Origin of the sequence: Geomonas anaerohicana (assembly GCF_016458305.1) — a bacterium.
GTDB classification, from domain to species: Bacteria; Desulfobacterota; Desulfuromonadia; order Geobacterales; family Geobacteraceae; genus Geomonas; species Geomonas anaerohicana.
Genome location: NZ_JAEMHL010000002.1, coordinates 447091 through 471313 on the forward strand (window position 1 = coordinate 447091; position 24223 = coordinate 471313).

Annotated in this window: 22 protein-coding genes; 20 read left to right on the forward strand and 2 right to left on the reverse strand. The window is 61.3% G+C overall.

All coding sequences use genetic code 11. The annotated features are described in order from the left end of the window. Positions 1-12: 12 nt before the first annotated feature. The 19 genes from pilM to JFN91_RS05385 all read left to right on the forward strand — a co-directional run bounded on the left by pilM (position 13) and on the right by JFN91_RS05385 (position 21000). Positions 13-1065, forward strand: a complete 1053-nt coding sequence (gene pilM / locus JFN91_RS05295) for a type IV pilus biogenesis protein PilM (RefSeq protein ID WP_199388145.1) — start codon at positions 13-15, stop codon at positions 1063-1065. Next, a complete protein-coding gene (locus JFN91_RS05300) occupies positions 1062-1610 on the forward strand; it encodes a PilN domain-containing protein (RefSeq protein WP_199388146.1) in 549 nt (182 codons plus the stop codon). The genes pilM and JFN91_RS05300 overlap by 4 nt, the downstream gene beginning before the upstream one ends. 75 nt (positions 1611-1685) lie before the next feature. Beyond that, positions 1686-2291 carry a type IV pilus inner membrane component PilO gene (locus JFN91_RS05305; protein WP_199388147.1) on the forward strand — a complete coding sequence of 202 codons (606 nt, stop codon included), beginning with the start codon at positions 1686-1688 and terminating at the stop codon, positions 2289-2291. Beyond that, the gene (locus tag JFN91_RS05310; RefSeq protein ID WP_199388148.1) at positions 2266-2802 is read left to right on the forward strand and encodes a pilus assembly protein PilP; all 537 of its coding nucleotides are present in this window, start codon (positions 2266-2268) and stop codon (positions 2800-2802) included. The genes JFN91_RS05305 and JFN91_RS05310 overlap by 26 nt, the downstream gene beginning before the upstream one ends. 12 nt (positions 2803-2814) lie before the next feature. Next, on the forward strand, positions 2815-5628 hold the full coding sequence (pilQ, locus tag JFN91_RS05315; protein WP_199388149.1) for a type IV pilus secretin family protein: 2814 nt from the start codon (positions 2815-2817) through the stop codon (positions 5626-5628). Between the two features lie 17 nt (positions 5629-5645). After that, entirely contained in the window at positions 5646-6227 is a 582-nt protein-coding gene (locus JFN91_RS05320; protein WP_199388150.1) for a hypothetical protein, read from the forward strand. Positions 6228-6298: 71 nt separating this feature from the next. Next, positions 6299-10930 (forward strand): CFI-box-CTERM domain-containing protein, encoded by a 4632-nt coding sequence (locus JFN91_RS05325; RefSeq protein ID WP_199388151.1) that lies wholly within the window; start codon positions 6299-6301, stop codon positions 10928-10930. A 39-nt stretch (positions 10931-10969) separates the two neighbouring features. Then, entirely contained in the window at positions 10970-11272 is a 303-nt protein-coding gene (locus JFN91_RS05330) for a disulfide isomerase DsbC N-terminal domain-containing protein (RefSeq protein ID WP_199388152.1), read from the forward strand. Positions 11273-11438: 166 nt separating this feature from the next. Then, entirely contained in the window at positions 11439-12620 is a 1182-nt protein-coding gene (gene aroC, locus JFN91_RS05335; protein WP_199388153.1) for a chorismate synthase, read from the forward strand. A 230-nt stretch (positions 12621-12850) separates the two neighbouring features. Next, complete coding sequence (locus tag JFN91_RS05340; protein ID WP_328745865.1) at positions 12851-13366, forward strand: shikimate kinase; 516 nt, start codon at positions 12851-12853, stop codon at positions 13364-13366. Beyond that, on the forward strand, positions 13363-14442 hold the full coding sequence (aroB, locus tag JFN91_RS05345; protein ID WP_199388154.1) for a 3-dehydroquinate synthase: 1080 nt from the start codon (positions 13363-13365) through the stop codon (positions 14440-14442). Before JFN91_RS05340 ends, aroB begins: the two co-directional genes overlap by 4 nt. A 9-nt stretch (positions 14443-14451) precedes the next feature. Further along, positions 14452-15639, forward strand: coding sequence for a tetratricopeptide repeat protein (locus tag JFN91_RS05350; RefSeq protein ID WP_199388155.1), 1188 nt, complete (start codon positions 14452-14454; stop codon positions 15637-15639). Further along, the gene (locus JFN91_RS05355) at positions 15629-15988 is read left to right on the forward strand and encodes a roadblock/LC7 domain-containing protein (RefSeq protein WP_199388156.1); all 360 of its coding nucleotides are present in this window, start codon (positions 15629-15631) and stop codon (positions 15986-15988) included. Before JFN91_RS05350 ends, JFN91_RS05355 begins: the two co-directional genes overlap by 11 nt. Further along, a complete protein-coding gene (gene aroQ / locus JFN91_RS05360; RefSeq protein ID WP_199388157.1) occupies positions 15985-16428 on the forward strand; it encodes a type II 3-dehydroquinate dehydratase in 444 nt (147 codons plus the stop codon). Before JFN91_RS05355 ends, aroQ begins: the two co-directional genes overlap by 4 nt. A gap of 20 nt (positions 16429-16448) precedes the next feature. Beyond that, positions 16449-17516 (forward strand): M24 family metallopeptidase, encoded by a 1068-nt coding sequence (locus tag JFN91_RS05365; RefSeq protein ID WP_199388158.1) that lies wholly within the window; start codon positions 16449-16451, stop codon positions 17514-17516. 75 nt (positions 17517-17591) lie between these two features. Further along, on the forward strand, positions 17592-18065 hold the full coding sequence (accB, locus tag JFN91_RS05370; protein ID WP_199388159.1) for an acetyl-CoA carboxylase biotin carboxyl carrier protein: 474 nt from the start codon (positions 17592-17594) through the stop codon (positions 18063-18065). Positions 18066-18170: 105 nt separating this feature from the next. Further along, the gene (gene accC, locus JFN91_RS05375) at positions 18171-19511 is read left to right on the forward strand and encodes an acetyl-CoA carboxylase biotin carboxylase subunit (RefSeq protein ID WP_199388160.1); all 1341 of its coding nucleotides are present in this window, start codon (positions 18171-18173) and stop codon (positions 19509-19511) included. A gap of 3 nt (positions 19512-19514) precedes the next feature. After that, positions 19515-19904, forward strand: coding sequence for a glycine cleavage system protein GcvH (gene gcvH / locus JFN91_RS05380; RefSeq protein ID WP_183346711.1), 390 nt, complete (start codon positions 19515-19517; stop codon positions 19902-19904). A 274-nt stretch (positions 19905-20178) separates the two neighbouring features. Next, positions 20179-21000, forward strand: a complete 822-nt coding sequence (locus tag JFN91_RS05385; protein ID WP_199388161.1) for a menaquinone biosynthetic enzyme MqnA/MqnD family protein — start codon at positions 20179-20181, stop codon at positions 20998-21000. A 560-nt stretch (positions 21001-21560) separates the two neighbouring features. On the opposite strand, the gene JFN91_RS05390 is transcribed toward JFN91_RS05385, so the two are convergent. Together JFN91_RS05390 and JFN91_RS05395 are read right to left on the reverse strand one after the other, a co-directional pair. Beyond that, positions 21561-22019 carry an NUDIX domain-containing protein gene (locus JFN91_RS05390; protein ID WP_199388162.1) on the reverse strand — a complete coding sequence of 153 codons (459 nt, stop codon included), beginning with the start codon at positions 22017-22019 and terminating at the stop codon, positions 21561-21563. An 87-nt stretch (positions 22020-22106) separates the two neighbouring features. After that, positions 22107-22400: a PxxKW family cysteine-rich protein gene (locus JFN91_RS05395; RefSeq protein ID WP_199388163.1), complete on the reverse strand. Its 294-nt coding sequence runs from the start codon at positions 22398-22400 to the stop codon at positions 22107-22109. 237 nt (positions 22401-22637) lie between these two features. Here JFN91_RS05395 and JFN91_RS05400 point away from each other — a divergent pair, with 237 nt between their 5' ends. Next, positions 22638-24062 (forward strand): phosphoglucomutase/phosphomannomutase family protein, encoded by a 1425-nt coding sequence (locus tag JFN91_RS05400; protein ID WP_199388164.1) that lies wholly within the window; start codon positions 22638-22640, stop codon positions 24060-24062. Positions 24063-24223 lie beyond the last annotated feature (161 nt).

A 24223-nucleotide genomic window follows, 5' to 3' on the forward strand; every position in this document is an offset into this window, starting at 1 on the left:
TAGGACCACGCGATGCTTTTCTCCAAGAAGAAGGACATAGTAGGGGTCGACATAGGATCGAGTGCCGTGAAGCTCGTGCAGCTGCGCCCGGCCAAGGGCGGCTTCCAGCTCGTGAAGATCGGGATCCTGCCGCTGCCGGCCGAGGCCATCGTCGACAACACCCTGATGGACAGCTCTTCGATCGTCGAGACGGTCAAGCAGTTGTTGGGGACCCTGGGGGTGAAGGCCAAAGAGGCCGTCTGCTCCATCTCGGGCAACTCGGTCATCATCAGAAAGATCTCCCTGCCGGTGATGCCGGTCGAGGAACTGGAAGACCAGATCCACTGGGAGGCCGAGCAGTACATTCCCTTCGACATCAACGACGTCAACGTCGACTTCCAGATTCTCTCCCCCGACGAGCAGGACCCCTCCAAGATGAACGTCCTGCTGGTTGCCAGCAAAAAGGACATCATCAACGACTACATCTCCGTGTTCGCGGAGGCCGGGCTCAAGCTGGCGGTGGTCGACGTCGACTCCTTCGCCGTCCAGAACGCCTTCGAGCTGAACTACCCGGTCGACCCGGACCAGGTCGTGGCACTGGTCAACATCGGCGCCAGCATCTTCAACCTCAACATCGTCAGGGACGGCGTCTCCCTGTTCACCCGCGACGTGCAGATGGGGGGCAACCTCTACACCGAGGAGATCCAGAAGCAGTTCGGCATCAGCAGCGCCGAGGCCGAGGAGATCAAGCTGGGCTCCGAGCACTCCTCCGACCCGCGCCTGGGCGAGGTGCTGCAGCGGGTCAATGACACCATCGCCCTGGAGATGCGCCGCTCCCTGGACTTCTACAACTCCACCGCGGGCGAGGAGCGCATCACCAAGGTCTTTTTGAGCGGCGGCGCGGCCAAGACGCAGCAGCTGATCGAGGCGGTGCAGCAGAGGCTGGCGCTCCCGGTCGAGATCCTGAACCCGCTGGCCCGGGTTACCGTGAACGAGAAGGAGTTCGATTCCCGGTATCTCGATGAGATCGCTCCGCTCATGTCGGTAGCGGTGGGGCTCGCTACGAGGAGGGCTGGAGACAAATGATCAAGATAAACCTCCTCCCGATACGGGCATCCAAGAAGAAGGAAACCATGCGCCAGCAGGTCACCATCCTGGTGATCGCCCTGGTGACCGTCCTGGTGGTGGGGCTGGGCTGGTGGATCTACCTGCGCAGCCAGGTCAACACGGTGAAGTCCGACATCACCCAGGCCGAGGCGGAACTGGCCCAGCTGAAGACCAAGATCGGGGTCATCGACAACCTGAAGAAGCTGCAGGCCGACGTCAAGAAGAAGCTCGACGTGCTGAACCGCCTGCGCCGCGGCAAGACCGGTCCCGCGTCGCGGCTGGCCGCGCTCTCCGACTCCACCCCGGACAAGCTCTGGCTCACCAGGTACACCGAGAACGGCTCGGCGGTAACGCTGTCCGGCGGCGCCATGAGCGAGGACCTGATCGCGGTGTTCATGAAGACGTTGCAGGCGTCGGGTGCCTTCACCAACGTGGAACTGGTGGTCTCGGAGCAGGCGGACTTTAGCGGCATCAAGTACAAGCGTTTCGACCTGTCGTTCCAGATCAAGGACCAGAAGCCGTAGCGCCGGGACCTCCGGCCCAGGATGCGGCGCGAGCAGGCAGCGCGCAAACCAAGAAGCTGAATCAGAGGCATTGCCATGGATCCACAGATAGAGAAGTTGCTGAAGCTGCCGACCAAAGAGAAGGTCGCGCTCTTGATACTGCTGCTGGCCCTGGAAGGGGTCGGTCTCTACTACGGGCTGCACCGTCCCCGGCTCCTGGAACTGGAGGCGCTCAAGACGCAGCAGCAGGAGTTGCAAAAGCAGATCGACGAGAACCGGCGCATCGCCAACAACCTGCCGCGCTTCAAGGCCGAATTCGAGCAGCTGAAGCGTGACCTGGACAACGCCCTGACCGAACTCCCCAACCAGAAGGAGATCCCGTCGCTTTTGACCAGCATCTCCAACTCCGGCAAGGGGGCCGGTCTCGACTTCCTGCTGTTCAGGCCCAAGCCCGAGGTTCCCAAGGACTTCTACGCCGAGGTGCCGGTTGACATCTCCGTCTCCGGGACCTTCTTCAACGTGGCCGACTTCTTCGTCGCGGTCGGGAAACTGCCGCGCATCGTGAACATCACCAACGTCAACGTCACGGACATCAAGGAAACTGCGGGGCGCACCACCATGAAGGTGAACTGCCTGGCCACCACCTTCCGTTTCCTCGATCCCAAAGAGAGCAAGAATGCGAATGCCAATAAACCGAAATAGCGCGCTGCTTTTGACGCTGTTGCTGGCGTTTTCGTACGGCTGCAAAAAGGAAGAGGCCCCGGCGCCGCCCCCTCCCGCTCCCGCCGCGCCGAAACCCGCCCCCGCGCCCAAACCGGCGCCGCCGGTACAACAGCAGCTCTCCTCCGCGGCCAAGGCTGGTGCCGCGGTCCTCTTCAAGAAGGATCCCTTCAAGCCGCTGCTGGTGCCGCCGGCTCCGGCAGCGCCGGCCGGCCAGGGCGCCCGTCCCGCCGGGGCGCCTGCTGTCGAACTGCTGCCGATCCAGAGCTTCGAGGTGACCAAGTTCAAGGTCGCCGGCATCATCGCCGGGCTCAGGGAGAACAAGGCACTGGTGATCGACCCCACCGGCAAAGGTTACGTAGTTCAGGTCGGCATGCAGATAGGCAACGCCAACGGCAGGGTCTCCAGGATCACCTCCTCGACGGTGGAGGTCGTGGAGAAGAGCGGTCGCAAGAGTAAAACCACCGTGCTCACGCTGGCCAAGAAAAGGTAAGGAGCGTTTCAGATGACCATGTACCAGAGCAGAATTCTTTGTCATGCCATGGCACTCATCGTCCTGTTGACGGTTTCTGCCGGATGCGTCAAGAGGATGACCGCCGTTAACGAGCCTGCTCAGGCAGAGGCCGCGGCTTTTGCCACCCTGCGCTCCGTGACGGTTTCGGACGATGGCTCCAGCGTCGAGCTGACCAGCGACAGGCCCCTTACCTATACTTCCTACAAGGGGGGGGAGCCGGCGAAGATCATCGTCGACATCTCGCAGACCGAGCCGGGTGCGGTCGCCTCGCCCATCGAGGTCAACCGCGGCAGCGTCAAGCGGATCGAGATCGAGCGTCAGCCTGTCGGTGGCAGCGTGCTGACCCGGGTCGCCCTGGTGCTCAACCACGACGTCGACTTCTCGGTCGCCACCGATCCCGCCAGCAAGAACAAGCTCCTGATCAGCCTGCCGCGCGAGGCCGAGGCCAAGATCGAGCCCGCAACCAAGGAAGCTCCCATCGCCGAGCCGCGCATCGAGGAGAAGACCCTGGTAGCCGACGCGGCAGCGAAGACCCCGGCACCCCAGGCCGCCGACGCCAAAGCGGCAGTCCCCGCGCCGCCGACAGCGCCTGCCGACAAACCTGCTGCCAAGCCGGTCCCGGCTGCGAAAAACGAGGCGGAAAACGGCGGCCAGCCCAAGCTGAACGCGGTCATCACCGCGGCTGACGGTGTCGAACTCTCGGTACAGGGAGGGGTGGAAACCTTCAACTCCTTCAAGCTCGCCAAACCCGACCGTATCGTGGTCGATCTGTTCAAGGTCAAAAACGCGCTGGCGCAGAACGTGATCCCGGTCGGCGCCTTCGGCGTCGCCAACGCCCGGGTCGGCTCCACCCCTGACAAGGTGCGCGTGGTGCTCGATGCCTCCGGCGAGGGGCTCCCCGCTTTCGAGGTCGTCAAAAGCGACCTCGGCGTGAAGATCAAATTAAAGGGTAAGGCCCCGGCCGCAGCCGCAGCCGCGGCGCCCGCCCCCGCCCCGGCAGTAGCCGCGGCCCTGGCACCTGCTCCTGCACCGGCCGCCGCGGCCCCGGCACCTGCTCCTGCTCCTGCTCCTGCTCCTGCACCGGCCGCAGCGGCACCGGCACCGGTCGCCAAGATGAAGGCTGAAGTCCCGCCCGGGCGCAACGTAAAGGGCGCGCTGGAGGCGGTCGACTTCAAGATCGTCGACGGCGTTTCCCGCATCGCGTTGAAGCTGCACGGCACCTGCGAGCCCGGCGAACCAGTGCGGAGCCCCCAGGGGCTGACCCTGACCATTAACAACTGCCAGGTGCCCAAGTCGCTGCAGCGCGCCATGGATACCTCGAAGTTCGGCTCACCGGTCCTTGCCGTCACCCCGTACCAGGTGAAGGTCAAAGCTGGCTATGTCACCAAGATCGCGGTCAAGCTGCAGGGGAGCCCGGAGTACACCACCAGCCGCAAGGGTGACGTCCTTACCTGGGACATCGTCAACCCCGGCCCGGCCGTGGCGGCGAAACTGCCGCCGGCTCCTGCCGCCAAGCCCAGGGCGCCCGAGGCCGCCGACGAGCTGGCCGCCCCCCGCGCCGAGGAGGCGATGACCGAGATCTCCGGCAACGTCGAGAAGCGGGCCGTGAAGAAGGTGTACAAGGGGAGGAGGGTCACTCTCGAGTTCTCCGATGCCGACATCAGGAAGATCTTCCAGCTGATCGCCGAGGTCAGTAACCTGAACTTCCTCATCGCCGACGACGTCACCGGCACCATCAGCATCAAGCTGGTCAACGTACCCTGGGACCAGGCACTGGACGTGATCCTCGACAGCAAAGGGCTCGCCATGGTGCAGCAGGGGAACATCGTGCAGATCAAGGCGCGTAACAAGATGCAGAACCAGGCCGACGAGGAGACTGCGGCGAAGAAAGCGGCCGAAAGGCTGCTGGAGCTGAAAACGGCGGTGTTCGAGGTCAACTACGCCTCCATCAACGATGTCGCCACCCAATTCAACATCATGAAGAGCGAGCGCGGCATCATCACCAAGGACGAGCGTACCAGCCGCGTAATCGTGAAGGACATCCAGCCTGCTCTCGATGACATGAGGGCGCTGCTGAAGACCCTCGACCTGCCGGAAAAGCAGGTCCAGATAGAGGCGCGCATCGTCGAGGCCACCTCGACCTTCACCCGTGACCTCGGCGTGCAGTGGTCGCTTGGTTACTCGGACGGCTCCGCCTCCGTCGCCGGCATCAACTCCCTGGAAACCACCTTCGGCGGCGTCGTCTCCACGGCCGGCCCCGGCGCTTCCGGTTCCGGCGGTATCGGCATGGGGGTTTCCTTCGGCAAGCTGACCAGCAACATCAAGCTCGACATGAGGCTCGCCGCCGCCGCGACCATCGGCCAGGTGAAGATCATCTCCACCCCGAAGGTGGTCACGCTGAACAACAAGGCGGCCAAGATCTCCCAGGGACAGTCGATCCCGTACCAGACCACCTCTGCCGAAGGGACCAAGACTGAGTTCGTCGAAGCAGCGCTGACCCTCGAGGTGACGCCGCACATCACCGCCGACGGTTCCGTCAGCATGAAGATCAAGGCCAGCAACAACTCCCCGGGCGTCGGGTCGCCGCCTCCGATCAACAAGAAAGAGGCCACCACCGAACTGGTGGTTTCCAACGGCGACACCACCGTCATCGGCGGCATCTACGTCGACAACGAAACCGAGACCGACACCGGTGTCCCCTTCCTCGCCGACATCCCGCTGCTGGGCTGGTTGTTCAAGTCCAACAGCAAGCAGAAAACGAAGACTGAACTTTTGATATTCATTACGCCGAAAATTGTATTGTAATAAAAAGGAGAGCTTGAATGAAGAAACTGAAGGGGCTTTTGTTGTTGAGTGTGGGGCTGCTGGCATTGACATCCTGCGGGGGGGGGGAGTCCGACCCCGGTGCTAGCGTGGCCCTTTTCAAGACCGTAAAGCTGCATACCGAGACGACTCCGGACCAGATTGTGGTGCAGATAGCTTCCGGGAACACCTGCACCAACAACGTCATCTCCGGGACGGTAAACCCCGGGGTAACCGATCCGACAGTGACGGTCCTTTCTTCCATCTACAACAGCACCATCACCGGGCAGAACGTTTCCCTCAACAGCTACACGGTGACCTTCTCTCCGATCGCCGGCGCGCCAGCCATACCCGGCAACCTTGCCCTCGGGCTCCAGGGATGGTTCGGCGGTATTGTGCCCCCCGGCAACTCCGCAAGTCGCGACATTCCGGTGACCACTGCCGCGTTGACTGATTTCTTCGCCACCAACTCGTCGATCGCCTCCTGCACGCCGACCCAGTACAAGTATTACGCCACCATCAACATCGCCGGAACAGAGGAAAGTGGCACCGACGGCACTATCCGTGCCGTTGTTCCAGTGACCTTCACCAACATCCAGTAGACGGTCAATCTCCGTTTTGTCGGAACGCGGTGAGCTGCGTGTAACGAGCCAAAATATTCAAGAGGTATGCGATGAATTTGAAAAGAAATTTGTGCTGGATCCTGCTGCTGGTGCTGATGACGGTCTTCACCGGTTGCAGCGGACAGGATTCCAAGGCAGGAGCCAAGCTGGCGGGGAAATCGACCGGGAAGGTGCTCGACTCGGACCAGCAGATAACCACCGACTCTAACGACCAGGCGCAGCCCGCGGTCGCTTTCGACAACATCAACCACCAGTACCTGACCGCGTGGACCGATTCGCGCACGGCCGGCGCAACCAGTATCTGGGGCAAGATCACCTTCGGTCAGAACCTCTACGCCGACGGCAAGCTCAGGTTCGACAACACGACGAGCCACGTTGCGAAGGTGGGGACGCCCCCCATGACCTTCATCACCACCGACTTCCAGATCAGCGACGTCGGTTCCGTCGGGGACAAGCGCCAGCCCAAGGTTGCCTTCTTTCCGGACGCCAACACACCTGCCAACAGCCGCTACCTCGTGGTATGGACCGACTCCCGTAACGGATGGAGCCAGATCTACGGCCAGTTCCTGAGGGCCTCCGACGGCCACTACCTCAATCAGGCCGGCGTCGTCGTTAACGCTCCTGCCAACTTCCCGATCACCGAGCACGTCGCCATCTCGCTGGCCGGCACCGTGGCCGTCACTGGTTCTTACACCGCGCCGGTCACCAACGGCACCGTGGCCATCGATCCGACTTCGCCCAAGGCGGTGGTGGGGGCCGGGACCACGTTCACGGGGAGGATCAACCCCGGTGATGTCTTCATGATCGCCGGAGTCGCCTATTCCGTCGCCTCCGTCACCGATGACACCAACCTGACCCTGACCACCAATTACGCAGGATTCCCGTTGGTGAACAACGTTCCCCAGCGGGTCAGCGGTTTATCCTACTTCGCCTACGGCACTTCGACCCCGAGCGCGACCGTCACAGGCACCGGCACCCACTTCGTGAGCGACGGCGTGCAAAAGGGCGACAGGATCGCCATCAACAACATCTGGTATGAGATTGAGACGGTCGATTCCGAAACCCAGGTCACGATGACCACGCCGGCGGGGTACAACTACAGCGGCGCCGGGCTCCCTTACAAGATAACCGCTCACACCAACCAGACCGACCCCGACGTCATTTACAACTCGGTCACCAACAAGTTCGTCGTCAGTTGGGTCGATATCAGCGACCTCGACACGCAACACACAGCTGAGCTTCAAGGCGCTACCTGCAGTAACAGCGTCCTGGTCAACTACGTCGCCTACCCCTTCGTAGACAACAACGTGATCAGGTCGGTTACCATCACTCCGATGGGCGGGGTCCTCAGCGCGAAATCCTCAGTTTCGACACTGGTCCTCACAAGCGACTTTTCCGATAGCGGAAACGCGATCACGGCTGCCTGGCGCTCCCAGCTCGCCGAGTCCAAGCCCAAGCTCGCGTTCAACCCGAGCACCGGTGAAAACTATTTCGCATGGAGCGGCATCAACAGTCTCGTCGGCCTGACCGTCGCCTACACCAAGGATAACAACGGCGCCACCTGTACCTATAAAGCCCCCGTCTTCACTGGCAGCAACGTGGATGCCACCCCGAAGATCAAGGTTCGCCGCAACGCCGGCCTTGGCTTGGTCACCGATTACAGCTTCGGCACCGATGCCACCTCCCCGACCCTGGCGGTCGACCCGAACAAGTACCGCATGCTGATCGGCTGGGAGGAAAACAGCACCGCCGCCGTGACCGGCAAGGACATCCAGGCCCAACTCTTTGACATCACCAGCTTCGTGCCTTACGGCTCCCTGATCTACGTCTCCAAGGCAATCGGCGACCAGAGCGCCCCGGCTGCGGCCTTCGACAGCGTCAACTCCAGGTACCTCGTGGCCTGGGAGGACGCCAGGAACCAGAGCGCCAACATCTCCAACATCGACGTCTACGGCCAGTTCGTGGACCCGCAGGGGAATCTCTCCGGCGGCAACACCATCATCACCGTCGGCGAGGGTAACCAGCTGGCACCTGCCGTGTCCTTCGGCGACGTGTACTTCCGCAAGTTCATGGTGGTCTGGACCGACGGTCGTCTCAACAACAACTCCGACATCACCGCGCAGTTGCTCGAGTACTCGACCCTGCCCCAGCTGGTCATCACCGACGCGCAGGGGAACCCGATTTTCAACGGTGCCATCGACTTCGGCAACGTGGACATCACCACCGCCACGCCGTACAAGGACATCAACTTCAAGATCCGCAACGACGGCAACTCGCAGCTCACCATCAATTCCATCACCGACCCGGCCGCGCCGTTTTCGCTTATGACGCCGAAGCCGGTGACGGTGAGCCCGGGCACCAGCGCCGACATGACGGTCCGCTTTACGCCGACCGGCGCCGGTTCCTTCGCGGGAAGCCCGTCCAACAACTACAAGATGACCTTCAACTCCAACGGCGGCACCGCGGTCATCTACCTTTCCGGCGCGGGCATCGGAACCCGGGCGCTGTCCATCGACAGCACCGCGCTCCCCGACGCCACGGCCGGCCAGCCCTACCCGACCACCACACTCACTGCCAACGGCGGCGTGACCCCCTACAGCAAATGGACGGTCATCTCCGGATCGCTGCCGCTTGGCATGAACGACATCACCACTGACGCCAACGGCAATGGTGTCCTCAGCGGTACGGTGGACCCCGCTGCGCTTTCCAGCTACACCTTCACCGTCAAGGTTACCGACAACGCAGGTGTCACGTCCACCAAGACGTTCACCATCAACGTCACCTCGCTCAGCATCGACAACACCACCCTGAAGCCCTGGACCCAGTTGCACAGTGGCTACCGTGAGCAGTTAACCGCCACGTTCAACGGCACCCAGGTGCCCACCAACTCGGTCTCCTGGAAGGCGCTCAGCTCCGTGCCGCAGGGGCTCCACCTGAACGCGGACGGCAGCATCACTGATGACGTTACCGGCCCGCTGATCGCCGGAACCAACAACATACTGGTGGAGGCGTCCTACACCGACAACGCCAACAAGACCTATAAGGCGACCAAGACTGTCAGCATAACCATCAACCCGGCGCTGTCCATCACGACCACCAGCCTTCCGGCGGTCGTCGTCGGGACCAGCTATACCCAGCAACTCGCCATGGTCGGCGGCACCCCCTCGTTCTCCTGGACCCTCAAGGACGGCACCACGCTTCCCCCGGGCATCCAGATGAATCCGAGCACCGGCGCCCTCACCGGCACCCCGACCGGCACAGGCACCACCAACTTCACCGTCGTCGTGACAGACGCTACCGGCGCCACCACCGAGCGTTCCTTCTCGGTCACGGTCAACCCGACGCTCTCCATCTCGACCATCTCGCTTCCTGCGGTCATGACCGGCTCCTCCTACACGCAGCAGCTGGTCGGCATCGGCGGCACCAAGCCGTACACCTGGTCGGTGTCCGGCAACCTGCCCCCCGGAGTCGTCCTTGACGGCGCGACCGGCGTCTTGAGCGGCACTGCCACCGGCGCAGGCAACTATGACTTCGTGGTACAGCTCAAGGACGCGGACGGGACCGCGGTCAACAAGCTTCTCACCATCACCGTCAACAGCCCGGGTGTCTCTTCGAGCTCCGTCGTCTACCAAACTGGTGGTATCGACAGCTCCTTCTACGCCTTCGGCGGGAAGCTAACCAACAGCAACACTTCCTCGACCACGGTCACCATCATCAACAACGGTTCCTCGGCAGTGACCTTCACTGAAGTGAGCACCACTGATCCGACCACCTTCCAGGCCAACGTGCAGACCAACTACCCGGTCGCCAGCGGCGGATCCCTGCCGGTGAGCATCGTCTTCACTCCGAAGGCGATAAGAAACTACACCGCCACCTTGAACATCAAGGATTCCAGCGGCTCCGTCTATCCGCTCACCCTGACCGGCAACGGCGTGAGCTCGGTGGCCGCGTTCAACGCGACCCCCGGCAGCGTCACCGGCAGCAGCACCATTGCCTACGCGACCATTCCCGCGAGCTTCGTAGCCTCGAACAAGCCGGCTAACTTCAACATCAGCTCGGTCACCGGAATCAGGATCGATAACATCCAGGCAGCCGGAACCGTCAATGTCGACGTCACCTTCGCCTCGCTTCCTGCGAACCCCGAGTTCTATAAAGTCGTGAACAACGTGTGGACCCCGATTATCCCGGTGGGTGGGGCGGCTGTCGGCAACACGGCGACGTTCAAGATCTACGACAACAACGACCTCTATGACTCCGACGGCAGGGCCGGCTTCATCCAGGATCCCATCGTGGTAGGCACCACCGGCACCCCCACCACCGATCCGGGCACCACGACTCCGCCCCCGTCCGGCTCCGGCAAGAGCGGTTGCTTCATCGCGACTGCGGCCTACGGCAGCTACCTCGACCCGCAGGTCGTGGTGCTCAGGCACTTCCGCGACAACGTGCTGCTCAAGTCGGCACCGGGTCGTGCTTTCGTCTCCTTCTACTACAAGCACAGCCCGCCCATCGCGGACTTCATCTACGAGCACGGCTTCCTGAGGATGCTGACCCGCTGGGCGCTTACCCCGCTCATCTTCGCGGTGAAATATCCGCTGGCCCTGCTGCTCCTGCCGGTGGGTGTACTCTTTTACCGCCTGCGCAACCTGCGTGTGGCGGCACCCGCCAGGGAGAGCGTGCAGTAGCAGGCCTCGGCGCGTAATCAGATTTTCAGGAGTGTTTTGATGTTAAAGAAGTTGCTTGTTTTTTGTTTCATCACCATGACTCTTACCGCCTGCTCCAAGGCTCCCGCCAAGGAGCAGGTACAGGAGACCATCAAGAAGTTCGTTCCGACCGACTTCGAGGTGCTGCAGATTTCGGAGAAGCCGTATGCCGGACTGTACGAGGTCGTTATCGGCGTCAAAAAGCAGCCGGTCGTCTTCTACATCGACAAGAATTGCCAGTACCTATTCTCCGGCAGCATGATGTCGGCGGAAACCAAGGCGAACATCACCGCGGAGACACTGAAGAAATTCATGGCGAAGTAGCCGTACCTACTACAACCAGATGTGTGCGAAAGCCAGGGACGATCCTGGCTTTCGTTTATCTGGTTATATTGTTTTGCCTGCGGCATGATTTACTGCTAATATCCGCTGCGACGTGCAGGCGGGTGGCAGCTACGCCGGGCGCTGAATTAGAATACTAGGAGCACGCATGTTCAGATACCTTACCGCGGGCGAATCGCACGGCCCGCAGTTGACCGCCATCATCGAAGGTCTCCCCTCAGGGCTTAAGCTCAGCGAAAGTGACATCAACGCGGATCTGTTGCGCAGGCAGGGTGGCTACGGCCGTGGCGGCCGCATGAAGATAGAAACCGACCGCGCCAGCATCCGTTCCGGCGTGCGCTGGGGCGAGACACTGGGCTCCCCTGTCACCCTGGTGGTGGAAAACTCCGACTGGGTGAACTGGGAAGAGCGCATGTCGGTCAGCCCGGAGCACCGCGACGATTCCATCCGCGTCACCCGCGCCCGGCCCGGCCATGCCGACCTTCCCGGCGCCATGAAGTACGCCCACAACGACGTGCGCAACATCCTGGAGCGCTCCAGCGCCCGGGAAACCGCGGTGCGCGTTGCGGTAGGGGCGGTAGCCAAGGCCTACCTGTCCCGCTTCGGTATCGCGGTGACCGGTTGCGTCGTTGAGTTGGGCGGAGTGAAGGCGGAGCGTCCGGATCTCTCCGTGAAGGCGCTGCAGGAGGTCATTGCCGCCTCGCCCGTGTACACCTATGACGCCAAGGCCGAGGCCGAGATGGTAGAGGCCATCGACCGCGCCAAGGCTGCCGGCGACACCCTGGGTGGGGTGGTCGAGGTCAGGGTGACCGGTCTTCCGGTAGGCCTGGGGAGCCACGTGCAGTGGGACCGCAGGCTCGATGCGCGCCTGGCCGCGGCAGTGATGAGCATCCAGGCGTTCAAGGGTGTGGAAATCGGTGCAGGGTTCGAGACGGCGCGTCTTCCCGGTTCCCAGGTGCACGACGAGATCTACTTCGACGAGCAGCGCGTGGCGCGCGGTGAGAAGACCGGCTTCTACCGTAACACCAACCGCGCCGGGGGACTCGAAGGGGGCATCACCAATGGCGAGGAGGTCGTCGTGTACGGCGCCATGAAACCGATCCCGACCCTGTACACGCCTCTCAAGTCGGTCGACATCCTGACCAAGGAGCCCTTCGAGGCCACCGTGGAAAGGTCGGACTGCTGTGCGGTTCCTGCTGCCTCCGTGGTTGCCGAGGCCGTGGTCGCCGTCGAGATCGTCAACGCCTTCATGGAAAAGTTCGGCGGCGATTCGGTGGCCGAGACCGCCAGGAACTACTCGTCCTACATCGAGTACCTGCGGGAATTCTAAAAGGCACGTCAAAGGCATTAACGCAAAGGCGCCAAGGCGCGGAGGCGCGAAGAAAAACAAAGTCCCCCTTTGCGAAGGGGGATTTAGGGGGATTTGCTTTTGGTTTGGGAACGGCAAATCCCCCCCGGCCCCCCTTCGCAAAGGGGGGAGTGGCAGGTAGCGGAAGATCATCGTTAATCAGGTTCTACTTTGCGCCTTAGCGGCTCCGCGTCTTTGCGTTAGAGGTATTTGTGAGTTTCAAGAACATTTTTCTCACCGGTTTCATGGGGTGCGGCAAGACCAGTGTGGGACAGGTGCTGGCGCAGCGGCTGGGTTGGTCTTTCGTTGATCTGGACCAGGTCATCGTCCAGGAGGCGGGGCGGAGCATCAAGGAGATCTTCGCCGAAGAGGGCGAGCCCGCCTTTCGGGCACTGGAGTCAACAACCCTGGAGCGGGTGGCCACCGGGGCGGGCCAGGTGGTTTCGACCGGAGGCGGTGTCGTCATCGCGCCCGCCAATCGGGCCGTGATGCGCAGCCACGGCTGCATCGTGAACCTCACCGCCAGCGTGGAGACCATCGCCCAGCGGGTGAGCGGCGACAGCGAGCGCCCCTTGCTGGCGGACGACGCGTCCGTTTTGAAGATCCGCACCATGCTGGACGGCCGCGAGCAGTTCTACGCCGACGCCGACGTCCGGATCGACACCACCGGCAAGGAGATCGCTGCGGTTGCCGACGAAGTACTAGATTTCTGCAAGGGGTCCTTGTGAACGTCCAACAGATCAAAGTGGCTCTCGGAGAGCGGAGCTACGACATACAACTTGGCGCAGGTATCCTGGGGAGCGTAGGCACCCTCTGCCGCGAACTGGGACTGGCCGGCACCGCGGCCGTGGTGTCCAACACCACCGTCGCACCGCTTTACTACGAGACGGTACGCGCCGCCATGGAGGAGGCAGGATACCAGGTGTGCCTGGTCTCGCTCCCCGACGGCGAGGCTTATAAAAACAGCGCCACGCTGAACCTGATTTACGATGCCCTCGTCGACGCCTCGCTCGATCGTGGCTCCTTCATCCTCGCCCTGGGCGGCGGGGTGATCGGGGACATGGCCGGTTTCGCAGCGGCAAGTTACCTGCGCGGCATCCCCTTCGTCCAGCTTCCCACCACGCTTTTGTCCCAGGTCGACTCCAGCGTAGGGGGCAAGACCGGCATCAACCATCCCCGCGGCAAAAACCTGATTGGCGCTTTCTACCAGCCCAAGGCGGTGCTGATCGACGTGATGACGCTGGACACACTGCCTGAGCGCGAGTTCCGCGCCGGCCTGGGCGAGATCGTCAAGTACGGCGCCGTCCTTGATGGCGACTTCTTCAGGTTTCTCGAGTCCAACGTCGATGCGCTGCTGGCGCGGGACAAGGACGCCCTGATCGAGGCCGTCGCCCGCAGCTGTTCCATCAAGGCGAAAGTGGTGGCGGTGGACGAGAGGGAAGGGGGGGTACGCGCGGTGCTCAACTACGGGCACACCCTGGGCCACGCCGTCGAGACCCTCACCGAATACACCACGTACCTGCACGGCGAGGCGGTCGCCATCGGCATGGTGCAGGCGGCGAAAATCTCGCAGCGGTTCGGCTACTGCAGCCAGGCCGACCGGGACCGGATCGAGGCGCTCATCGCCGCGCTGGGACTCCCCGCCGAGCTTCCCGCATTCCCGCCGGACAAGTACGTGGAGGCTCTCTCCCACGACAAGAAGGTGCGCGACAAGGGGTTGCTCTTCATCTGCAACCGCGGCATCGGCGCTTACAAGATGGAAAGGGTCACCGACCTCAAAGCACTGCTGGAGATCTGCGCATAGGAGCGTGACATGGTAGAGGACGCGTTGTCGTTTTGGACTGAGATTCAGCGCTACGAAGACATGCTGGCGGCGGATGCAAAATCGCTCTGCTTCGCACCGCTTTCCGACCTGTACCGGAAACTTGGCCTTTTGGACGATGCCGTCTCCGTGGCCCAGAAAGGATGTACCGCGCATCCCGAATACGCGCTGGGGTTCGTCGCGCTGGGCAACGCCTGTTACGCCAAGGGCATGGCCCCGGAAGCGCGACAGGCGTTGGAAAAGGCCGTGGCCCTCAAGCCGGACCACATCCAGGCCATGAAGGTGCTGAGCCAGCTCTATGTCGAACTCGGCGAACTGACGCTGGCCCGCCAGCTACTGGGGCAGGTGCTGAAGCAAGATCCTGAGGACATGGAGAGCAGCATGCTGCTTAGCTCGATCGGGTCGTCTCCGGCCGCTCCCGCCGCAGCGGCGGCAGAAGAGGAAGTGATCGAAGAGCTCGAGATCATCGAGGAGCTCGAAGTGCTCGACGATGAGCCGGAGCAAGAGGTGATCGCGGCGCCTGCGCCAGCGCCGGCCGCCGTGTCCGCGGCAGCAGCACCTCCCGCTGTTGACGCATCGGAAGACATCTGGGCCATCGAGGACCTTGAAGAGGTCGCCGAAGCGCCCGCTGCAGCCCAACCGCGTGCCGCCGTTCCCGATCCGCTCACGACGGCGACCCTGGCCGAACTGTACGTATCGCAGGGCTTCCTGGACAAAGCGCTTGGGATCTACCGCGAGCTGATCGCGGCGCACCCCGGCAACCAGCAGTACCGGCTCCGATGCGATGAAATCGTGGAACAGCAGCAGTTGCAGCAGGCAGCGTCGGCACAGCCGGCTCCGGCCGAGGTTGCTGCAGCACCTGCTGCTCCCGCAGCAGCACCGGCAGCATCGGCGGCTCCAGTTGCTCCCGCAGCCGCGGCGGCAGTTTCCGCTGCCGCAGCACCTGCAGCCCCACCCGCGTTTGCTGCGCACGAAGCACCCGCCGCGATGGATGTGCCCATCAGTTTCGAGGAAGTCGCCGTCCCCGCTGCCGTAGCCGGGATGGAGTCGCCGGCGCAGCAGGAAGCGGCGCCGTTGGAGCAGCCCCATGTGCCGGAGGAGCCCGTCGAGGACGGCGACCTGGAGAGCTCGCTGCAGCGCTGGCTGGAAAACATAAGGAGAAGAAAAGATGGGGTTTAAGGGGATTCTGAAGCAGATAGTCGACGAAAGCTGCGGCCTGGGCGGGGTCATCATGGGGTACGACGGCATCGCCATCGAGGAGTACCTGCGCGATGCGGCCGGGCTGGACGTGCAGACCATGACCATCGAGTACGCTTCGGTGCTCAAGGAGATCAAGAGAACGGTGGGCGTGCTCAAGACCGGTGAACTGGAAGAGGTTTCCATCATCACCGAGAAGTGCTGCGTCATCGTGCGTGGCATCAGCGAAGACTTCTTTGCGGCGCTGGTGCTTGCCTCCGACGGCAACTTCGGCAAGGCCCGCTTCCTGTTGAAGCGCGCTGCGCCGGCATTCCGGGAGTCGCTGCAATGAGTGCCGCCAAGATCCTGGTCCTGCACGGTCCGAACCTGAACCTGTTGGGGGTACGCGAGCCGGGCGTCTACGGCACCACCACGCTGGAGGGGATCAATCAGGCTCTCCGGGAACTGGCGGTTGAACTGTCGCTGGAACTCGACATCGTCCAGAGCAACAGCGAAGGAGCACTGGTGGACGCCATCCAGGGAGCCATGGGCACCTGCCAGGGCATCCTCATCAACCCCGCAGCCTATACTCACACCAGCGTCGCCATCCGTGACGCCATCGCCGCCACAGCGCTCCCCGCCGTCGAGGTCCACCTCTCCAACGTGCATGCCCGGGAGCCCTTCCGAAGCCACAGTTTCATAGCCCCGGTAGCGGTCGGACAGATCTGCGGTTTCGGCCCTGACAGCTACCTTTTGGGGCTGCGCGCCCTTGCCAAACGGCTGGGAAAATAGATTGTCATACGGGCGGAATTATGATAGGTAACAGAATCCTTGCGGCCCGAGAATGCCTGAAACGTCTGGATGCCGAACTGTTGCTGGTCCTCAATTTGAGCAACATCCGGTACCTCGCCGGGTTCACCGGCAGCGAGGGGCTGCTGCTACTCTCTCCAGACGACGGGTGGTTTCTCACCGACTCCCGTTACACCTCACAGGCTGGCGCCGAGGTCACGGGCGCCAAGGTTATCGAGTTCTCCAACCGGATGGATACGCTGGTCGAACTGCTGCAGCAAAGCGGCGCGACCAGGGTGGCCTTCGAAGCCGGCTCCACCACAGTCGCTTTCTACCAGGAGCTTTGCGCCAGGACGCCGGGGATCGAGTATATCTCCGCCGACACGGAGATGGTCGGCCTGAGAACGGTGAAGGACGCCGGCGAACTGGAGATCCTCGAGCAGGTGGCGGCCATCGCCTCGGAAGCGCTCCTGGAGACCGTGGCGCGTCTGAAGCCCGGCATGACCGAAAGCGAAGTCGCCTGGATGCTGGAAGTCGCCATGCGGGAGAGGGGAGCAGAGGGGAAATCCTTCGACTTCATCGTCGCCTCCGGCGAGCGCGGCGCCCTGCCGCACGGTCGCGCCTCGGAGAAGAAGCTGGTGGCGGGAGAGCTGGTCACCATCGACTACGGCGCCATCTACCGCGGTTACTGCTCCGACGAGACGGTGACGGTATGCCTGGGACAGCCGGACCCGAAGCAGCGCGAGGTGTATGAAACGGTGTTGGCGGCCCAGTGGGCGGCCCTGGAAGCGGTCCATCCCGGCCTCAGTTTCCGGGACCTCGACGCCAAGGCGCGCGACTACATCGGTGCGAAAGGCTTCGGCGAGTATTTCGGGCACGGCCTGGGGCACGGGGTCGGCATCGACATCCACGAGCACCCCACGGCCTCGCCGCGCAGCAAACACGTGATCCAGGAGGGGATGGTGTTCACCATCGAACCCGGGATCTACATCCCCGGGTGGGGCGGGGTCCGCATCGAGGACACCGTGGTGGTCGAGCAGAACTGCTGCCGGCCCATCACCAGGGTCCCCAAGGAATTGATGGTCCTCTGAGAGTTTCAAGCGGCCTGTCCGGCATCGATCGGTAGGCCTTTAACCATGCAATAAAGTGAAGAAAAGGAGAATGATGTGGATATAAAAGACCTGAAGATGCTGATCAAGATGGTAACGGAGACCGACATCACCGAGTTCGAACTGGAGAACGCCGATGACAAAGTCGTCATCAAGAGGGGCTGCAGCAGCGCCCAGTTCCAGGTTCAGGCGCCCGTCGCCTACCAGTACGCTCCGGCTGCTCCCATCGCCGCTCCGGCAGTTCCGGCTGCCGCTGCCGCTGCCGCTCCGGCTGCTGCCGAGAAAGAGCAGGGCGACGTGATCACCTCCCCCATCGTCGGCACCTTCTACCGCGCTCCGGCTCCGGACGCCGCTCCCTTCGTGGAAGTCGGCCAGATCGTCGAGAAGGGGCAGGTCCTCTGCATCGTCGAGGCGATGAAACTGATGAACGAGATCGAGGCCGAGTTCAAGTGCAAGATCCTCAAGATCTGCAAGGAGAACGCGCAGCCGGTCGAGTACGGCGACACCCTGTTCGTGGTCGAGAAGCTGTAAAACAGATTAAGATAAAGATAAAGATTAAGGCAAAGCAGTTGTGGTCTTAGTCTTAGCCTCAATCTCAGTCTTAGTCTTAATCTTTATCTGTTTTCCGGAGACATCATGTTTCATAAAATTCTTATCGCAAACCGGGGGGAGATCGCCCTCCGTATCATCAGGACCTGCAAGGAGATGGGGATCAAGACGGTCGCCGTCTACTCTTCGGCCGACTCCGAGTCGCTGCACGTGAAACTGGCCGACGAGAGCGTCTGCATCGGCCCGGCTCCCAGCCTCTCCAGCTACCTGAACATCAACGCCATCATCTCTGCGGCCGAACTGACCGACGCCGAGGCGATCCACCCGGGCTACGGCTTCCTGTCTGAGAACCCGAGGTTCGCCGAGATCTGCGAGAAGTGCGGCATCACCTTCATCGGCCCCACCGCCGAGAGCATGCGCATCATGGGCGACAAGATTTCCGCCCGCCAGGCGGTCATCAAGGTCGGCGTACCCATTCTGCCGGGCACCAAAGAAGGGGTCCACGACGTCAACGAGGCGGTCAAGGTCGCCAAGGAAATCGGCTTCCCGGTCATCATCAAGGCGACGGCGGGCGGCGGCGGGCGCGGCATGAAGATCGTGCACTCCCCGGCGGCACTTCCCAACGCGTTCATGACCGCCAGGACCGAGGCGCAGACCGGCTTCGGCAACCCGGAAGTCTACATTGAGCGCTACTGCGAAAACCCGCGCCACGTCGAGATCCAGGTCCTGGCCGACAAGCACGGCAACGTCATCCACCTGGGCGAGCGCGACTGCTCCATTCAGCGCCGTCACCAGAAGGTGATCGAGGAGGCTCCCTCCACCGTCACCACCCCCGAGCTCAGGAAGGCGATGGGCGAGGCTGCGGTCGCCGCTGCCAAGGCCGTCAACTACAACAGCGTTGGCACCATGGAGTTCCTGGTCGACAAGAACAACAACTTCTTCTTCATGGAGATGAACACCCGCGTCCAGGTGGAGCATCCGGTCACCGAGATGGTCACCGGCGTCGACATCGTCAAGGAGCAGATCCGCTCCGCCTACGGCGAAAAGCTCCGCTACACCCAGGACGACATCAAGATCAAGGGTCACGCCATCGAGTGCCGTATCAACGCGGAAGACTCGGTCAAGTTCACCCCGTGCCCGGGCAAGATCACCGATCACCACACCCCGGGCGGTCTCGGCGTTCGCGTCGACTCGTTCGTCTACACCAACTACAGCGTGGTGCCGCACTACGACTCCCTGATCGCCAAGCTGATCGTGCATGCCGACACCAGGGATGAGGCCATCAAGCGCATGGCACGCGCGCTGGACGAGTACATCGTCGACGGCATCAAGACCACCATCCCGTTCCACAAGCGGATCATGGCCAACAAAGACTTCATAGAAGGGAACATAGACACCAGCTTCATCGAAAGGCTGGTATTGGAGTAAGCTATGGACTTTCCAGAAGAGCTTAAGTACAGCAAAGAACACCTGTGGGTCCGCGTTGAGGGTGACCGTGCCGTAATCGGGGTCACCGACTACGCGCAGGTCGAGTTGGGCAACGTCACTTCGGTCGAGCTCCCTGAGCCGGGGGATGAACTGGAGCAGGACGACTCGTTCGGCTCCATCGAGGCGAGAAAGACGGTAGCGGATCTCTACGCTCCGCTTTCCGGCACCGTGCTGGAGGTCAACTCCGAGCTGGGCACCGCCCCGGAGTTCGTCAACGACGATCCCTATGACGGCGGCTGGCTGGTTGTCATCGAGATGGCCGATGCCGAGGAGCTGAACCTCCTCATGTCCGCTGAACTGTACGAGGACACCGTTTCCGTTTCCGAAGATTAACCGTTACTTGTTTGAGATAGACCTGAAAAGGCGAGAGTTCCTCTCGCCTTTTCCTTTGCGAGGGGACTGGCTCCGCCAGGTGCCTGTCCCCCTGGTTTTGTTTGAAGGGGCTGGCTCCGCCAGGTCCCTCTCCCCTCTGGTTAGCGATCCAAAAGTCCCCCTTTGCGAAGGGGGATTTAGGGGGATTTGCTTTCGGTTGTAGAGAGGCAAATCCCCCCCGGCCCCCCTTCGCAAAGGGGGGAGCAACAGGACAGCCTTACCCCGGAGTTTTGCCGTGACCATCAACATCGGACACATCAAGTACGCGAACTGCACCCCCATCTTCACCGCTCTCGCCTCCCATTTCGACTGCACCGGCTACCGCTTCGTCGACGGCGTACCGGCACGACTGAACGCCATGCTGCGCGCCGGCGAGATCGACCTCAGCCCTTCTTCCTCCATCGAGTACGCCACGGCGCACGAGCAGTACTGCCTGCTCCCGGGGCTTTCCATCAGCGCCATCGGTCCCGTGAAGAGCGTGTTCCTCTTCTCCCGCGTCCCGGTCGAGGAACTGGACGGCGCCGCCATCGGACTCACCGCCGAATCCGACACCTCGGTAAACCTCCTGAAAGTGCTTTTGGCCAGGAAGTTTGGCTTCAGCAACAGCTTCGAGCGCACCACGCTGTCGCTTGTCGAGGCTTTGGAGCAGTATCCCGGCCTGCTGCTGATTGGTGATGCCGCGCTGAAAGGGGCCGCGTCCGGTTCCGGGTTTTTCTGCTACGACCTCGGCGCGCTGTGGCATGAGTTCACCGGGCTCCCCTTCGTCTTCGCCCTCTGGATCGTCCGGCGCGAGGCGGCGCGGGATAAACGGGCCGAACTGGCGGCACTCGCCCATGACCTTGTGGCGGCCAAGAAACTAGCCTACGCAAGCTACGCCGACATCGCGGCGCAGTGCGAGGAGCGGGCTTGGCTTAGCGAGGAGGCGCTGGTCGATTACTGGCAGACGATTTCCTACGAGTTGACCGACGCGCACCTCGAAGGTGCTCGGCTTTTCTTCCGGTACGCGTTCGAGATGGGACTCATACCGAGTCTGCCGGAGTTGCGGTTTTTTGAGTAGTAGGAGGGGAGGCGAAGACAAGATGCAGTTTTAGAAGTTGAGCGGTTTTTTTGGGCGCTCAACTTCTTTTTTTTGACGTTAAGCGTCAGTCAGAAAAGTTTTCGCAGGATTTTATTTGTTTGAAACATCAATTTTGGAATTTAGCGCGGGCTTTTGGAAGTTAAGCATTTTTTTTTCGTGCTTAACTTTTCTTTTCGGAAGTTGAGCGCCGGTCCGAGAAGTTTTCGCAACGTTTTAATGTTTTTAAACATTAAAATTGGAGTTTATCGCGCGCTTTCTGGAGTTGTGCAAAATTTTTTCGTGCTTAACTTTTTCTTTTTGAAGTTAAGACGTCGGTCCGTGGAGTTGTCGCAATTTTTTTGCGTCTAAACTTTTATTTTTGAAGTTCATCTCCCGGTTTTCGAAGTTGTCGCATATTTTTTGGAGTTTAACTTCGATTTTAATGTTTTGAACTTCAATTTAATGTTTTGGACGCGTTTCCGATTCGTTTGTCGCGAATTTTTTTCTTTTGAGCATCGGAATCTGAAGTTTAACCCCTCTCGCCGAGAGCTGATCCTTTTTTAAATTTCTCCCGCCTCTTTCCTGCTGCGGTAGTCAGACAGAATCCGGGCGTGGTCGAAGCAAAGCGGCTCCGGTAGGGCGTCAATGGGGAAGATGGCGAAGGCGGCGGCGTCGTCGCCGGCCTTGGGTGTGTCCGTAGACTTGGCGACGTAGACGGTCGAGATGTTGTGGCTGCGCTTGTCGCGGGCGGGATCGGAGTAGCATCCCAGCAGCCTCAAGTCCTTCTCCTCCAACTGGACGGAAATCTCTTCCCGCATCTCCCGCACCGCTGCATGTTCCAGACTCTCTCCGTAATCGACAAAGCCGCCGGGGATGGCCCAACCCAAGGGCTCGTTCTTGCGCTCGATGAGCACGATCCCTTCCGGGAGTTCGACGATCACGTCCACGGTCGGCAGAGGATTCTTGTACTGTTTCACCTTGGCCCCGCAAGCGGGGCAGGCCAGGAAGTCGAAAGGCATCGGGCACCTCCAGTTCTGGAATTGTGGGTAAAAAAAAGGGAGGACCTGAGTCCTCCCTTTTTAGGGTACAGCAAAAAACTGTGGGTACTACTTCTTCTTCTTGGCGCCTGCAGCTTTCTTGGAAGCCTTGAGCGGGTTGATCTTGGCGTCGTCGGTCTTGAGCTCGACCTTGACGTGGGTAGCGAAGTTGCAGATACCGCCGACCCACTTCTTCTCGGGAGCCGGGTATGCGCTGCAAACCTTCCCGATGGAGCCGTCTACGATCCTGTCACAACCTTCGCAGTTCTCCACGATCAGTTGGCAGGAACCTTCGGTGAATACACAACCCTGTTTACCCCAGAAAGTGCACTCTGCACCAGGAAGTACGGTTTGACATTGCATGTTTAAAGCCTCCTCAATTGCTTCGTAATCGGTTGATAGAGAACACTCTACCAATTTCGAAAGAAAAATGTCAACCCACTTTTTTCGCTAAAACTTGACTCTCTCTGAGGTCTGGATTAATCTCTAGTAATTATTTATTCGGGTCGCCTGGTACTCCTGTTTTCGATAGGTTATCGATAGCTAGTGGGGGATGTGCCAGATCGAGGTGACCTTACTATCGATCACCCTGGAGGGATTATGCAGCGGATTACTTTCGGCACTTCCGGCTGGCGCGGCATCTTGTGTGAAGATTTCATCTTTGAGAATGTCAAGGTAGTGACCCAAGCCATCGCCGACCATGTTAAGAGTAACGGGGAGGGGGGCAAGGGAATCATTGTCGGGTACGACTCCCGTTTTATGGGTGAGGCCTTCGCCCGAGAAGCAGCCCGCGTCCTCACCGGCTCCGGCATCACCACCTTCCTCTGTGTCCGTGATACCCCGACACCGGTCATCTCCTTCGAGATCCTTCGCCGCAAAGCCGCCGGCGCCATCAACTTTACCGCCAGCCACAACCCTCCCGAGTACAACGGCATCAAGTTCTCTCCCTCCTGGGGGGGACCCGCCCTGCCTGAGACCACCAACGACATCGAGCGCCGAGCCAACGAGATGCTGGGTGAGATCTGCTACAACGAGTGCTCCATTGACGATGCCGTAAAGAAAGGGCTCCTCGTCGAGATCGATCCGATGCAGGATTACCTGGACGACTTGGCCAAGAAGGTCGATTTCGCCGCCATCGCCAAATTGGGCACCATCGCCGTCAACCCGCTCTACGGAACGGCGCGCGGATATCTCGCCGAGCCGCTCAAGGCGCACGGGGTGAAAGTGGTGCAGATGAATGCGAACCGCGATCCCTACTTCGGCGGCTTCCCTCCTGAGCCGAGCGAAAAATACATCCAGGATTTCATCAAGCTGGTGCAGCAGGATCCTGAGATCGCTCTCGGTATCGCCACTGACGGTGACGCGGACCGCTTCGGTATCGTGGACGGAGACGGCACCTTCATCGAACCCAACTACATCATTGCGCTGCTGCTCGACTACCTGGTCCGGGTCAAGGGGGTGAAAGGAGGCGTTGGACGTTCGGTCGCCACTTCCCACCTGGTCGACGCGGTCGCCAAGATGCACGACATCAAGGTTTACGAGACGCCGGTCGGCTTCAAGTTCGTCGGCGAGCTGATCGCGCAGGACAAGATCATCATTGGCGGCGAAGAGAGCGCCGGTCTTACCATCAAGGGGCACGTCCCGGAGAAGGACGGCATCCTGGCCTGTCTGCTGGTTGCCGAGATGGTGGCCCGCGAGGGGATGCCGGTCAAGGCGCTTTTGGAGCGTCTCTACAGCAAGGTCGGCCGTTACCTCACCAAGAGGGTCAACCTCACCCTTTCTCCGGAGCTGGAAGAGATCTTCCCGGAGCGGATTGCAGCGACGCCGGCCAGCTTCGCCGGGGAACCGGTCAAGGAGAAGATCACCGTCGACGGCAACAAGTTCATCCTCCAGGACGGCAGCTGGCTCCTGTTCCGCAAATCCGGCACCGAACCGGTGGTGCGCCTGTACTGTGAAGCGTCCAGCGAGGAGCGCCTGCAGGCGCTGGTGGACGCCGGCCGCGAGTTCATTCTGGGCAAGGGGTAACCGCGCAGAAGGGACAGGCTCCGTTAGGTGCCTGTCCCTCTAGCGGAACGCTTCTTTTTGCTCAGCCACCTTTTCCTGGTTCCCAAGCTCCAGCTTGGGAACCCCATGTGGCGCAAAGCTCCAGCTTTGCATTCGAGGGAAGCTGGAGCTTCGGAGAGGCT